This is a genomic window from Nostoc sp. NMS4 (genome assembly GCF_017115095.1).
Lineage (GTDB): Bacteria > Cyanobacteriota > Cyanobacteriia > Cyanobacteriales > Nostocaceae > Nostoc.
In genome coordinates, this window is sequence record NZ_JABXKI010000293.1 from 1 (window position 1) to 13903 (window position 13903).

Consider the following 13903-nt stretch of genomic DNA (forward strand, 5'->3'; position numbering starts at 1 on the left):
AGAACTTTATTTGGGAGTTTATGAAGGTAAATTAAGATTCTTCACTACTGAAAATGGATTGATACTATCATCAGAAGAGTTGGCTGAACAAGAACGTTTACGTGCCGAACAGTCAGAAGAACGCGCCCAACGTGCAGAGCAAGAAATTGCTCGACTGCGGGAGGTTTTACGTACACAGGGCATCGACCTAGAGAATATTTGATAAAATCGGGAAATTAATTAAAGACATTTTCAAGTTAAAATCTAGTTATCAGTGTGTAAAAAAAGCGTAATCTTCTGAAAGTAGGGCATCGTTTGCAAGCACAAGAAATTAAGGATCAGCTAAAGTCCCTTACCCTCCAAGCCTCCTCGATAGATCATAATTTAGCGAGAAGATTAGATGAAATCAATCGTTGGGTAAAAGACATCAAACCAGGTTCCCTGACTGCAAAACCCTTTGTTACTGCCTTTCTGCTAGAGGTAATTACTGATTCGACAATTTGGCTGATAATCAAATCCTTACCTTCAGAGGAAGAACAAAAAGCAAAGTTCGATCTGATGACACCGATTGAGAGATATTGGTATGGTTATCTATTTCCCAGATGGTTTAACGCAAGTGACTCCAAGTTTTATATTTGGAAACAAAAATTGATGGCAGGTGAATTTAATCAGGTTGATAATGATATCATTAGATCAATAGCCCAAGATATTGTTCAGCGAGAAGGTAGTTTTTGGCAGCGTTATATTGCCGACCTTTCAATGGCAACTGATTTAATTGTTAGTCGTAACAATCAACCACTGTGTATTCAAATTACCAGTGTTAGTGAAGAACTTAATCAACAAAAGTACCAAGCTTGGCAAAATACACTGCGATCGTGGGAAATCGAGAGGGGGCTGTTCTTAAGTTACAATCCCAAAGATGCTAATTTTGTCAACCAGTTAGTCAACGTGGCCCTGTATAACAGTGATTACCTTTCTGGTGGCAAATATTTAAAATTTTCGTAAAATTTCAGGAATTTGGTCTTTCAGATTTGTGTCTAGCCTACATACTTACGTGCTAATTACAGCTTCTATGGCTAATAAAAGAGAAACTCACTGCAACAATCAAGTAGATACATTTGCTGAAGCTTTAGCAACGGCGCGACAAATGCAGCAGAACTGGCTAACTTATGGGGTTGATTTTGTCAATATTTACGTTGAGGATGTAGATGGAGACTGGCTAGAAACGTGGGGGCATGATGAAATATTAGGTAATTTTCAATTAGATACTATTAAAGAATTTTTGGTAAGTAATGATAGTGTAGCTGTGAAAGTAAGAGAGCATTTAGGAGAGCGATCGCTATTTGATTTTGCCGTAAACTTAGAAGAAGTTTGGAGAATTACTGAAACCAACGACAGGTTATCGGCTGTGAGGAACTTGTTAGCTGGTGAAGAGAACAGTCTTGATATAGATGATATCAGATTCTTGGATTTTGCAAATACTCTAGTGGTAAAGTTGGCAGAGATTTTGTAAGATTTGGAATTGCGTAAGTTCTAGATTAAATTTTGAACAGCATACATCTAAGCGATCGCTTTTCCAGATAAGCTTTAATAATCTTTGAGATGCGCAATTTTGATCACTGTTAGCAATAAGGATTAATCCTCAATCTGGTAAATAAATAATGCGGTATCCGATGTCGAAAATCTGGATTTCCTTGTTTTTTGCGTGGCTTACTCATGGCTCAAATCAACACCCTTGTGTTGAGGTTAACCATTGAGTTTTACCCACTTGACAAGTTTCTATTTTTCTTAACTTGACACAAATGGCTTTTTGACCCACCCCACAATATTGCATAATTTATTTCTTGGAGTTCTCTAAGAGTTAGTGATTTTTGTAGGGTGCGTTACCCCGTAAGGTAACGCACCGATTTAATCTGTGCCTGACTTCAGCTAATTTTGAGATCAAACACCTCTAAAATGCCCTTCTAACAGTAATTTTGTCGTTATTAACCACGATGGCATCAGCCCTACCATCGCCGGTAACATCGGCAAAGAATGTTCCCCGGCTTCCGTAATAGGGATTCTGCGTCAAAGACTCGTTACCAGTAAAAATAAAACCGTTGGAGCGCCGACCAGTGATTTTGTCGTCGTTAACCACAATCGCATCAGCCTTGCCACTGCCGATAACATTGGCGAAGTATGTTCCCCGGCTTCCGTAGTAGGGATTCTGCGTCCAGGACTCGTTACCAGTAAAACTAAAACCGTTTGAGCGTCGGACAGTTACTTTGTCGTTGTTAACCACAATGGCATCAGCCTTGCCATCGCCGGTAACATCGGCGAAGAATGTTCCTCTACTTCCGTAGTAGGGATTCTGCGTCCAGGACTCGTTACCAGTAAAACTAGAACCGTTGGAGCGTCGAACAGTGATTTTATCGTTATTAACCACAATGGCATCAGCCCTGCCATCGTTGTTAACATCGGCAAAGAATGTTCCCCGGCTTCCGTAGTATGGATTCTGCGTCCAGGACTCGTTACCAGTAAAACTAGAACCGTTGGAGCGTCGGACAGTGATTTTGTCGTCGTTAACCACAATGGCATCAGCCCTGCCATCGCCGTTAACATCGGCAAAGAATGTTCCCCTACTTCCGTAGTATGGATTCTGCGTCCAAGACTCGTTACCAGTAAAACTAGAACCGTTGGAGCGTCGGACAGTGATTTTATCGTTGTTAACCACAATGGCATCAGCCTTGCCATCGCCGGTAACATCAGCAAAGAATGTTCCTCTACTTCCGTAGTAGGGATTCTGAGTCCAAGACTCGTTAAGATTGAATTGCGCTTGCGCCGGACTTGCAAGGGCTGACGACAGCACAACAGCAGCAATTAGCTTTACACTTGTGTTTTTCATCGGTATGTATGTAAGTAAATAGAACTTATGGATGAAGAAAACTTAATACTGAGGCTTTAGTCTCAGCTTCAGCTTGAGATATCTAAGACAAATCACTTTCTAGCCAAAAGCATAATTTTTACAGTACTTCTAACTATTGAGTATTAGTCTTAAGAATTTACATCAAGCAAATAAGCTTTACCAATCTTACAATACAGTGCTACTAGCTACTTCATACATAATTTCTAATTTCTTAGAAAATCTACATAATTAGGAAATTCCAAAGAATAGCACCACAAGGTTGGAATGAATGGTACATTACGCTCTGTTAACACACCGTACTAGCTGTGTCACGCCAGTTGCAAAAAAATTGTCGGTTGGGTGGAGGCTTTGCCAAAGCCAACATCCTGATATATGTTGGGTTACGCTCCGCGCAACCCAACCTACGTCGGAAGTCTAATGCACTATTTTGTGTAGACAGTCTACTAGTCTGTCAAGAACTAATTGACGGATAAATTACCTGTAGAGACGGCGATTTATCGCGTCTCTCTAACCGTCAAAATGAATTTGACAGACAATCTACTACGTGCATTTCAAAAATCAAATACTAGTCCTATAGTAGGGCTAGCATTGCAATGCTCACCCTACCAGTAACTAAGGCTGTTGGCGTATTCTTTGCCAGACAGTAAAACCCAAAAGCAGGATAATGCTACAGGCGGTCGTCAGCATCACAGCCAAACTCATACCTTGTATTCTCATCGCCAGCAAGTTAAAAACTAAGGTAATTGACCAAAGCGTAAATGCAGCATGGCGCTGGGAGAGTCCCCAAGCAAGTAAGCGGTGGTGCAGGTGGTCTTTGCCAGGAGTACTTAGAGGGTTATTTCCTGCTAGTAGCCGCCGTACAAATACTTGAGTGGTGTCTAGCACCGGTAACAACAGAAATAAAACCGTAGGAATTAGTGCATAAACTGTGTTTTGTTGCAGTTTGCCTAAAATACTAGTTGCTGCCAGCACATAGCCAAAAAAGTATGCTCCGGCATCACCCATAATAATTCGTGATGGATGGAAATTATGGCGCAAAAATCCCAGTGCAGCACCTCCCAAGGCTGCGAGTACTAAGATTGCCGCAGCACGATTGTTAAATTGGGCTGCAACGCCCAACAAACTCATGGCGGTAATAAAGCTGATTCCTCCTGCCAAGCCATCCATACCATCCATCAAGTTGATGGCATTGGTAATCCCTACTACCCACAGTACTGTTAGCAACATGGACAGAAAGGAGTCGATGGGAGTGCCAAACAGGACTTTGACGCTGATGCCATTAGCTACGAGCAACAGCGCCGTCACAATTTGCGCCCACAATCGCACAGAGGGCGGTAAGCCGAACTGATCGTCGATAAAGCCCACAAGGACTAATATTGAACCCCCCAACAGAATAGTGAGTACCTGAGCCAATACGTTTTGGAGTTCGATCGGTCGTAAAAGGCTAGCCAATACCAGCGCGGCAATCACACCCGCGTAGATAGCCAGCCCGCCGGCATTGGGTAAAGGTTCTCGGTTGAGTCGCCGGGCGTTGGGTTGGTCAGCCCAACCCACCCGCAAGGCGAATTTGCGGACTGTCGGAATTAAACGCCAAGTTACAACCCAAGCCAAGAGGAACGTAAATACTACTGCCAACCAGCCGGTGCCGCCAGGGTCGGCAATACCGAGGTACTTAAGGGAGTTCTCTAGATTCATCTCCCAATTCAAGCATTACTGCCAGTATCTAATATGAGCATCACCTGTATATTAATCAATTTTTTTTATTTCCATTTGTAACTTGAGCAGCTTGAGAGATTAGCACTCTGGCGCTGTGAGTGCTAAATTGTCTAATGGAAGCGCTGGAGAAATAAAACATGGCGAAAATTATTGCATTTGACGAGGAATCTCGGAGAGCTCTAGAAAGGGGTGTTAACGCCCTTGCCGATGCTGTAAAAATCACCTTGGGGCCTAAAGGTCGCAATGTCCTTTTAGAGAAAAAATTTGGCGCACCTCAAATTGTCAACGATGGTATCACTGTTGCCAAGGAAATTGAATTAGAAGATCCTTTGGAAAATACTGGTGCAAGACTCATCCAGGAAGTTGCCTCAAAAACTAAAGATGTCGCTGGAGATGGGACAACCACCGCCACCGTTTTAGCACAAGCCTTAATTCGAGAAGGTTTGAAGAACGTCGCGGCAGGTAGTAACCCTGTTAGCTTGAGACGCGGGATCGACAAAACTATTGAGGCACTGGTATTGGAAATTGCCAAAATAGCCAAGCCAGTAGAAGGAAGTGCGATCGCTCAAGTTGCCACTGTTTCTGCTGGTAACGATGAAGAAGTTGGTCAAATGTTAGCTCAAGCAATGGAAAAAGTCACCAAAGATGGTGTAATTACCGTTGAAGAATCTAAATCCCTGACCACTGAACTAGAAGTAGTTGAGGGGATGCAGATTGACAGGGGTTACATTTCTCCCTACTTCGTCACCAACAACGAACGGCAAATTGTGGAATTTGAAAACGCCCGAATCTTGGTGACAGATAAAAAAATCAGCAGCATCCAAGATTTAGTGCCGATTTTGGAAAAAGTTGCCCGTTCTGGTCAGCCCTTGCTGATTATCGCTGAAGATGTCGAAGGTGATGCTTTGGCAACTTTGGTTGTCAACAAAGCGCGGGGTGTACTAGCCGTAGCTGCCATTAAAGCACCTGGATTTGGCGATCGCCGCAAAGCTTTGTTAGAAGATATTGCGATTCTCACCGATGGACAGTTGATTTCCGAAGAAATCGGCTTAAGCTTGGATACTGCTGCTTTAGAAGCGCTGGGAACTGCTCGCAAAATCACCATTGACAAAGAAAGCACCACAATTGTCGCTGGTAGTGTCACCAAGCCAGAGGTACAAAAGCGAATTGGCCAAATTCGCCGACAGTTGGAAGAAACCGATTCTGAATACGATCAAGAAAAACTCCAAGAACGCATCGCCAAGCTTGCTGGCGGCGTGGCAGTGATTAAAGTGGGTGCGGCAACCGAAACCGAACTCAAAGACCGTAAACTGCGGATTGAAGACGCGCTCAACGCTACTAAAGCTGCTGTGGAAGAAGGCATTGTTCCTGGTGGTGGGACAACCTTAATTCACTTAGCTAAGGCGGTAGAAGCGATTAAAAAGACCTTACAAAATGACGAAGAAAGAATTGGGGCTGATATTGTACAACGAGCGCTAGAAGCCCCCTTGCGCCAAATAGCAGACAATGCTGGTGCTGAAGGTTCTGTAATCGTCTCGAAAGTTCGGGATAGCGAATTCAACATTGGCTACAATGCCGCTACTGGCGAATTTGAAGACTTGATTGCTGCTGGTATTATTGACCCTGCCAAAGTAGTGCGTTCAGCTTTGCAAAATGCTGGTTCCATTGCTGGTTTGGTCTTAACCACCGAAGCGATCGTTGTTGAAAAGCCAGAGAAGAAATCTGCTGCTCCTGCCCCTGATATGGGCGGTATGGGCGGCATGGGCGGCATGGGTGGCATGGGCGGTATGGGCGGCATGGGTATGTTCTAATTTCTGCTGACCCAGATAAATATTTTTTTAGCAGTTTGTCTTGCCAAGGCAAACTGTTTTTTTGTAGCATTGCTGATTCAGAGGCAATATGTTATACCAATTCGTAATTCGCCAGATTAAATCTGAGTGATGACCAAATTAGCAACCTAAATAATTGCTTAATTTATAAATTACCGTCTTTATATTAATTTTTGTAAAATAACGTGTAAGTTATCCTTATGTCCTTTGTTATTTACTAATGACAAATGACCAATGACAAATGACTATTAGGTAATATTGCATGGCACGAAAACTACGTCGCCTTCCTAAAGTAGTTACCAAGCTCTATGAAGACGAGTTCCATCACCAACCAGGGACTATACCTGGAACCATTTTTATTGATGCAGATGCACCACCACCGATAATTTTCTTGATTGACTATAATCAAACCAATTTCACCCGCCAACAAATAGAAACTCCAGAGGAGTGTGTTCCCTATCTGGAAGCGGAATCGGTTTCTTGGGTAGACGTACAAGGCTTAGGTAGTCACGATATATTACAACGATTGGGTAATGTTTTTAAGTTACATCCTCTAGTTTTAGAAGATGTAGTTAATGTACCGGAACGTCCCAAAACAGAAGATTATGAAGATCAATTGCTATTCATTAGCCGGATGGTAGTAGCAAAGGAAAGAATATGTGGTTTTTACAGCGAACAAGTAAGTTTGATATTAGGGAAAAATTATTTACTGACAGTACAAGAGGAACCAGAACATGATTGCTTTGAAGCCGTGCGATCGCGGATTGAAAAAAACAAAGGTATCATCCGTAAACAGGGAGCGGATTATTTAGCTTATGCTCTATTAGATGCAATTATTGATGGCTTTTTCCCAGTACTGGAGCTTTATGGTGAGCGAATCGAAGAGTTAGAAGAGGAGGTAGTAGTCAGACCTACTCCACAAACACTACAAAATATTTATCAAATTAGGCGAGAATTACTGCAACTACGTCGTGCTATCTGGCCTCAGAGGGATGCAATTAATTCCTTGATTCGAGATGGCAGTGATTTGATTAGTGAAGAAGTGCGAATCTACCTGCGAGATTGTTATGACCATACAGTGCAAGTGATGGATATGGTAGAAACTTACCGAGAATTAGCATCTGGATTAATGGATGTGTACCTTTCGGCAGTTAGTAATAAAATGAATGAAATCATGAAGGTGCTAACGATAGTTTCAACAATTTTTATTCCCCTGACTTTTGTGGCCGGAATATATGGTATGAATTTCAATACTGAAAAATCGCCATATAATATGCCTGAGTTGAATTGGTATTGGGGATACCCACTTTGCTGGGCAGTAATGATAGCGATCGCACTTAGTTTGCTATTCTTTTTTTGGCGAAGAGGCTGGCTGCAAAATTCTGTAGTAATCAAGCGCAATTAAAAATTGTCGATTAGCGATGAGTAAAATATACATTCATTAGCACCGGGAGTTAAGATTCTGAGTTATGAGGAGTAGCGACCAGAATTTAGTAGTTTTGACGATTTATATTATCGGTGTATCTTATGTTTTTAACCGCATGGTTGAATCCATCGATGACCAAGTTAAATTTGAGTTTAAAAAAGGAATCGTTGACGAGCAACTCAAAGAACAAAATCTCGACGATAAAATTGGAATTTCCTTTAAACTCAAACCCTCATACCCAATTGACGATTTGAAAGATTTAGGAATTAGCATTGAAAATAAATCGGATAATGTTGCCGTATACGTTGACTGGGACAACAGTTCTTTAGTAGTTGAACATAGTAAACAATCGCGCCGCGTAATTCGGAAATCACCAGATTTAACCCGCGATTTAGCAGTACCCCAAAGTCCTAGCCTGATTGCTCCCAAGAAAACACTTTCGGAAACAGTGACAGCAGAAGATGTTTTCGAGCGCGATCAAGTAGCTGGGACCTATTCAGCAAAAAAACCACTAATTGATATCAATGGGCTACAAAAAGGGCAAAAAAAGTTGTACAACGACTTTCTTAACAGAAGAAAGGAATTAGACTTTTCTCTGCAACTAGTGCTGAGGATATCTGAAGTGCGTTTAGGTTTAGCCCCAGGTCGTGATTTTCCTCCCATTAGTATTATCAATTGTCCTTTCACAGTCAGAAAACTACCTTGGACTTACGCTCTACCTTGGAATAAAAAAAAGCAATAGCATATCAACATAATACGTCAACCAAAGATTACACTGGATCTAAGGAGAGAGTAGGCGCAGGTGGTTGCAGATCGGTCATAGTGACTGGTTTGAGGAAAGTCCGGGCTCCCGAAAGACCAAACTTGCTGGATAACGTCCAGTGCGAGCGATCGTGAGGATAGTGCCACAGAAAGATACCGCCAAAACAATTCAAAATTCAAAATTCAAAATTCAAAATTAAGGATTTTGAACCAAGAATTTTGAATTAAATTTGGTAAGGGTGCAAAGGTGCGGTAAGAGCGCACCAGCAGTATCGAGAGGTGCTGGCTCGGTAAACCCCGGTTGGGAGCAAGGCGATAGGAACTACGGTTGGTCTTTTACCAGTTCCGCTCAATGAGAGCCGCTTGAGGCGTTTGGTAACAAACGTCCCAGATAGATAACTGCCCTCGCAAGAGAACAGAACCCGGCTTATGTCCTGCTCTCTCCCCTTTAATGGAGTATGAACCTTTCACGGTTTGTACTCTATTATTTTTTGTCCGGGTGTGCGATCGCTAATTCATAATTTAGAATTGTTACGTTTATTTTCTGGGGTGGGAGGACTTTGCAAAAATGGACTTCGTTAATATACTACCCAGAACAAATATTTACCTACAATTTCGGTATACGTTGATGCTTAATCTTGGTTATGGTCAAGACCTCTTATCTTTATAAAGATGAATGAGGGCGAAAATATTCAACAATGTTTCATAAATTTACTGGAAATTCTTGAAAAGCAACGTCCAGGATACACGGCTATTTTAGGAAAAGGGCTAACCGATGAGTTAATCAAAAGATGTATTAAAATACATCCGATTCCTAAAAGTTTAATCGCTATTTATTCGTGTGTTAGAGGAAATAGAAACCTTGAACTGGGAAAATCGTATTAGAGAGTGGAGCGTAAAATGTATAAATTCACTAACAGAGCAAAAAAAATCACAATTGCCTTCAGATATTATCCAATCTATGTGGTTAGGCTATCCTGGTACAACTGAAGAGCAAATATTATCTGCTGAAGCTCGGTTAAGTGTGAAGTTTCCACCTTCTTATCGGGAATTTCTCAAAGTAACTAATGGGCTAAATTTTGTATCGATATATGGCTTTAAGTTTTATTCAACTGATGAGATTTATTCTTACACAGAAGGCGTTCCAGATAGTGCAGAAGCTTGGATAGAAGCTTATGAAGTAGACCCGTTAACAGATGAAGAATATTTTGTTTACGGAAAAGAACAAGACCCCAACTATTTTCGCCCGAAATATATGCAAACAGCTTTAGAAATAAGTGATTGTGATTGTGATTACAATAATGATAATGGTGTTTGTTTATTAATTCCCCAAGTAATTACAAGCGACGGTGAGTGGGAAGCATGGATATTTGATGCCAGTATGGGAGGAGGAGCATGGCGCTATCGCTCGTTTGATGAGATGATGAATGCGATATTTAACTAATCTTGATAACTTAATTGATACTACAGGAAACATCTCTGTTCCCAAAGCGCATTGGAAATAAGCAGTGAAGATATGGGTGTGATATTTTTACTGAATCCTCAGATCATTGCAATAGATGGTGAATGGGAAGCTTGGTTTTGTAATTTTTCAACTGCTTCATTTGGCGCACAGCGTTATCGGTCATTTGATGAAATGATGGAGGAAATATTAAGTGATCCGGAATTTATTGGTTAGTAGAATCCAATCAAGTGTCGGTGTTCCCATAGCTTCTAGGGTTTCTACTTGAGAGAATATAGGAGACTTCAATCCTTTATTTTCTGATACTTGCTTGCAAGCTACAACAGGAAAAGTCAGGAGTGCGTTAATATAGGATGCCTTATCGGCAGGGTTTCCTATTGCTTGGATGCCGTACTGTATCAGACATAAATCGCGTAACGCTCTCAAGCTTTTAACTTCTAATTCTGTGCGCGTAAACATAAAATAGAGTTACCTCTTGTAAAAGTGGGAATCGGTGGTGAACTAGTTTGCAAGACACGAACACCACCGATTTAAACTCTATTCCGTTGTTAACATCGACTTCAAGCTATATTTACGTTTCTATATAAATGGCTAAAGCTAAGGGTAAACCTGAAAATTTTGGAAACCAACCAAGCAAGGAATTAACAGAACAATTGAATTTTCGTGTCACCAAAGAAATGAAGCAAGAAGTAAAAGCTAAAGACGATCCTCCTGAATTTTGTCGTCAAGCTATCCAAGAGAAGCTAGATAGAGAGAAGTAGCAAAAAGTTGTTAAAGTAATAGTCCAAGAGATTTAGGAATATAAAATAGATAGCTAGTTATCTTCCCCTGCCCCCTTCCCCTTATCATGTAATGCCCCTTGCCTATCCACGCCGCCAACGGCAACTCGAAAGTTTAGTCCAAAAATTTGGTTTATCGCTAGAAGCACCTATCAAATGGGAACTGCTGGATTTAGCGCTAACTCATCCCACTGTCTCTGATTCGGCAAATTATGAACAGCTGGAGTTTGTTGGCGATGCAGTGGTACGGTTAGTATCGGCTGTGGTGTTATGGGAAAATTATCCCGATTGTCCAGTCGGGGATTTTGCGGCAATTCGTTCGGTGTTGGTTAGCGATCGCATTCTCGCCCAATTAGCCAGAGTTTATGGTTTGGAGTTATACTTACTAGTCGCTGGCAGTGCTACCGCCGATAAGGTTGGTTTAGAGTCACGACTGGCAGATGCTTTTGAAGCTGTTCTAGGTGCGCTTTACTTAAGTACTCAAAATCTGGAATTGATTCGCTCTTGGCTAGATCCCCACTTTCATCAACTAGCTACAGAAATTCGCCTCGATCCTGCCAGACTTAATTACAAAGCTGCTCTCCAAGAATGGACTCAGGCACAATTTAAAGTTTTACCAGAGTATCGGGTTGTGGAAGTAACTCAACCGCATCGCAATCAAGAACGTTTCATGGCTGAGGTGTGGCTGCACGGAAATATGCTAGGAGTTGGTAAGGGACGCTCAATCAAAACCGCAGAACAAGCCGCAGCTAAGGTAGCCTTTTTAGCAATTCCTAAACCGGAAATACCTTAAATCAAAAATATGGCTTGTGCAATTCTCTTAACCTCTCACGGGTGCTTTGCGGGCAACATTAACAGCAGAAAGAAACGAGAGTTGTACGCTATCTCCAAATTTTTCTAACTTCTGGCGCAATCCTGCAAATAGTAATTCTTTCGTTTGTGGCTCTAGTTTCCTCAAGGTACTCAAAAGCTTGAGGTAGTCATCAATGCTATAGGTGACTTCAGATGCAGTTTGCAGGGCAACCAACTCTTTAAAGGAACCGGAGTCTAAAATCTCTTGTCCAAACCCTTTCAAAATCTCCGCTTGAACTTCCGCACCTTCATATCGGACAAATGAGGGAGCATAAGCTTGATACACTTCCTCTAGAACTTGGTAAACTTCGTATTTCGGTTCTGGGGTCAGATTCCATAGCAGGATAAGAAAACCATTATCACACATTGCCGATGCTGCCTTGGTATATTTAATCTCTGGCGGTATCCAGTGAAAGGCATTCGCAAATAGAACGGCATTAAACTGTTTTGCTTCTAGTTCCCACTCCTCAAATGAAGTATTGCAAATTGTAACTTTTGGATAGCGATCGCAGTTGTGTTGTGCAAAATGACAAAAATCCTGGTTTGGCTCAATACACGTCATTGAAAAACCAAATTGAGCAAAAGCCACCGTCGCATTTCCTGGGCCACAACCAACCTCAAGAATCGATGCATTTGAGTCAAGTTGGGCTAAAGCGACAGACCGATCGATTAGTTCCTTTGGATAGTGCGGTCTTGCATTGTAATAAACATCAGCAACGGGAGAATACCAAGTCCTTCGCCGTTCCAAATCCATAGAAGCTCTGGCATTTATTTCTTGTCTAAAATCCTGCATAAGCTAGGGCGTGTCAGCGATGAAGTCCAATTTCATTTTAGAACCAGCAAGATATCTGTCAGTGGTCTTAAACGTAACTTATAAAAATTAATGAGACAGAACAGTAGTCGGTTGTATACAAATGACTAATGATTAATGACAAATAACTAATGACAAATCAAATTAAAATTGCTGTCATCGGAGTTGGGCGTTGGGGAGTGCATCTGCTGCGAAATTTTTTAGCACATCCCCAAGTAAATGTAGTTGCTGTAGTAGATCCCCATCCCGAACGATTAGCGGCGGTAAAGCAGCAGTTTAGCTTAGACGATGATGTACTATTAACGACTCAATGGCAGGATTTAAAGACAGTGCCAGGGTTGACAGGAGTAGCGATCGCAACTCCAGCTACCACCCACTATGATTTAATTAAAGACGCTCTCCATCAGGGATACCATGTTTTAGCAGAAAAACCCCTAACTCTCAACCCAGTAGAATGTCGGGAACTTTGCCATTTAGCAGAGCGGCATCATTTAATACTAATGGTTGACCATACTTATTTATTTCACCCAGCAGTTGAGCGAGGAAAAACTGTAGTACAAGCGGGTAAATTAGGTAATTTACGCTATGGCTACGCAACGCGCACCCATTTAGGGCCTGTGCGCCAAGATGTTGATGCACTGTGGGACTTAGCCATTCATGATATTGCAATCTTTAACGCTTGGCTCGGTCAAATTCCCGTGAAAGTACAAGCAACTGGTACGGTGTGGCTACAGGGAGCAGGGAAGCAGGGGGGCAGGGGAGCAGAGGTGAGTCCATATACAGATTCTGCTCTGCCTCAAGGTTTGGCTGATTTAGTATGGCTGACACTGACATACCCAGATGGCTTTCAAGCTTATATTCACCTGTGTTGGCTGAATCCTGATAAACAGCGACGGCTGGGGATTGTGGGTAGTCTTAGCAGCTTGATTTTTGATGAAATGTCAATATCATCACCCCTAACCCTGCTACATGGTGAGTTTGAACAGCAAGGTAATCAATTTATTCCTGTTAATCAAAAGCAGGTAGTGGTGGAATTGGAGCCAGGTGAACCATTGGGGCGGGTTTGCTCATCCTTTGTTGTCTCCATTCTCAACAATACTCCCTCAGAGGTTTCGTCTGGCTGGGTAGGCACCGAGTTAGTAGAAATTCTTGCTGCTCTAACAGTATCTCTTGAACAAGGGGGTAAACCTGTTTTTTTGAGCGATCGCATCGTCAAGGATCAAAAGTAAGAATGGCACTAAGAAAAGCCCAAAGACTTATTGTATCCTCGTTCCCAGCCTGGAGGCTGGGAACGAATTCCGAGAGGCTCTGCCTCTTGTCAAGAAAGAGGAGGCGGAGCCTCCAAGAATGGTTTCCCAGCCTCCAGGCTGGGAACCAGTTAG

Annotated in this window: 14 protein-coding genes, 1 other RNA gene and 1 pseudogene; 12 read left to right on the forward strand and 4 right to left on the reverse strand. The window is 42.1% G+C overall.

The window, feature by feature from the left end:
• From HWQ37_RS27565 to HWQ37_RS27575, 3 genes and pseudogenes are all read left to right on the forward strand, one after another.
• A pseudogene (locus tag HWQ37_RS27565) lies at positions 1 to 202 on the forward strand (Uma2 family endonuclease); the annotation flags it as partial.
• Positions 203 to 294: 92 nt separating this feature from the next.
• Complete coding sequence (locus tag HWQ37_RS27570) at positions 295 to 984, forward strand: hypothetical protein (RefSeq protein WP_292753610.1); 690 nt, start codon at positions 295 to 297, stop codon at positions 982 to 984.
• Positions 985 to 1051: 67 nt separating this feature from the next.
• On the forward strand, positions 1052 to 1492 hold the full coding sequence (locus HWQ37_RS27575; RefSeq protein WP_292753611.1) for a hypothetical protein: 441 nt from the start codon (positions 1052 to 1054) through the stop codon (positions 1490 to 1492).
• Positions 1493 to 1930: 438 nt separating this feature from the next.
• On the opposite strand, the gene HWQ37_RS27580 is transcribed toward HWQ37_RS27575, so the two are convergent.
• Together HWQ37_RS27580 and HWQ37_RS27585 are read right to left on the reverse strand one after the other, a co-directional pair.
• Positions 1931 to 2863, reverse strand: a complete 933-nt coding sequence (locus HWQ37_RS27580) for an FG-GAP repeat domain-containing protein (RefSeq protein ID WP_292753612.1) — start codon at positions 2861 to 2863, stop codon at positions 1931 to 1933.
• A gap of 633 nt (positions 2864 to 3496) precedes the next feature.
• Complete coding sequence (locus HWQ37_RS27585; protein ID WP_292753613.1) at positions 3497 to 4579, reverse strand: MraY family glycosyltransferase; 1083 nt, start codon at positions 4577 to 4579, stop codon at positions 3497 to 3499.
• Between the two features lie 158 nt (positions 4580 to 4737).
• Between HWQ37_RS27585 and groL the strand changes: the two genes are divergently transcribed.
• From groL to HWQ37_RS27615, 6 genes are all read left to right on the forward strand, one after another.
• Positions 4738 to 6411: a chaperonin GroEL gene (gene groL / locus HWQ37_RS27590; RefSeq protein WP_292753614.1), complete on the forward strand. Its 1674-nt coding sequence runs from the start codon at positions 4738 to 4740 to the stop codon at positions 6409 to 6411.
• A gap of 280 nt (positions 6412 to 6691) precedes the next feature.
• Positions 6692 to 7834, forward strand: coding sequence for a magnesium/cobalt transporter CorA (corA, locus tag HWQ37_RS27595; RefSeq protein ID WP_292753615.1), 1143 nt, complete (start codon positions 6692 to 6694; stop codon positions 7832 to 7834).
• 64 nt (positions 7835 to 7898) lie between these two features.
• Positions 7899 to 8597 (forward strand): hypothetical protein, encoded by a 699-nt coding sequence (locus tag HWQ37_RS27600; RefSeq protein WP_292753616.1) that lies wholly within the window; start codon positions 7899 to 7901, stop codon positions 8595 to 8597.
• Positions 8598 to 8644: 47 nt separating this feature from the next.
• Positions 8645 to 9062: RNase P RNA component class A (gene rnpB, locus HWQ37_RS27605), an RNA gene on the forward strand.
• 492 nt (positions 9063 to 9554) lie between these two features.
• On the forward strand, positions 9555 to 10061 hold the full coding sequence (locus tag HWQ37_RS27610) for an SMI1/KNR4 family protein (RefSeq protein WP_292753617.1): 507 nt from the start codon (positions 9555 to 9557) through the stop codon (positions 10059 to 10061).
• 72 nt (positions 10062 to 10133) lie between these two features.
• Complete coding sequence (locus HWQ37_RS27615) at positions 10134 to 10295, forward strand: hypothetical protein (RefSeq protein ID WP_292753618.1); 162 nt, start codon at positions 10134 to 10136, stop codon at positions 10293 to 10295.
• On the opposite strand, the gene HWQ37_RS27620 is transcribed toward HWQ37_RS27615, so the two are convergent.
• Complete coding sequence (locus tag HWQ37_RS27620) at positions 10269 to 10538, reverse strand: hypothetical protein (protein WP_292753619.1); 270 nt, start codon at positions 10536 to 10538, stop codon at positions 10269 to 10271. The genes HWQ37_RS27615 and HWQ37_RS27620 overlap by 27 nt on opposite strands.
• 128 nt (positions 10539 to 10666) lie before the next feature.
• Here HWQ37_RS27620 and HWQ37_RS27625 point away from each other — a divergent pair, with 128 nt between their 5' ends.
• Both HWQ37_RS27625 and rnc read left to right on the forward strand, forming a co-directional pair.
• Entirely contained in the window at positions 10667 to 10840 is a 174-nt protein-coding gene (locus HWQ37_RS27625) for a hypothetical protein (protein WP_289798473.1), read from the forward strand.
• Positions 10841 to 10931: 91 nt separating this feature from the next.
• The gene (gene rnc, locus HWQ37_RS27630; RefSeq protein WP_292753620.1) at positions 10932 to 11651 is read left to right on the forward strand and encodes a ribonuclease III; all 720 of its coding nucleotides are present in this window, start codon (positions 10932 to 10934) and stop codon (positions 11649 to 11651) included.
• Positions 11652 to 11678: 27 nt separating this feature from the next.
• Here the strand turns inward: rnc and HWQ37_RS27635 are convergent, their stop codons facing one another.
• Positions 11679 to 12503, reverse strand: coding sequence for a class I SAM-dependent methyltransferase (locus tag HWQ37_RS27635; RefSeq protein WP_292753621.1), 825 nt, complete (start codon positions 12501 to 12503; stop codon positions 11679 to 11681).
• 149 nt (positions 12504 to 12652) lie between these two features.
• Here HWQ37_RS27635 and HWQ37_RS27640 point away from each other — a divergent pair, with 149 nt between their 5' ends.
• Positions 12653 to 13750: a Gfo/Idh/MocA family protein gene (locus HWQ37_RS27640; RefSeq protein ID WP_292753622.1), complete on the forward strand. Its 1098-nt coding sequence runs from the start codon at positions 12653 to 12655 to the stop codon at positions 13748 to 13750.
• The last annotated feature ends 153 nt before the right edge of the window (positions 13751 to 13903 follow it).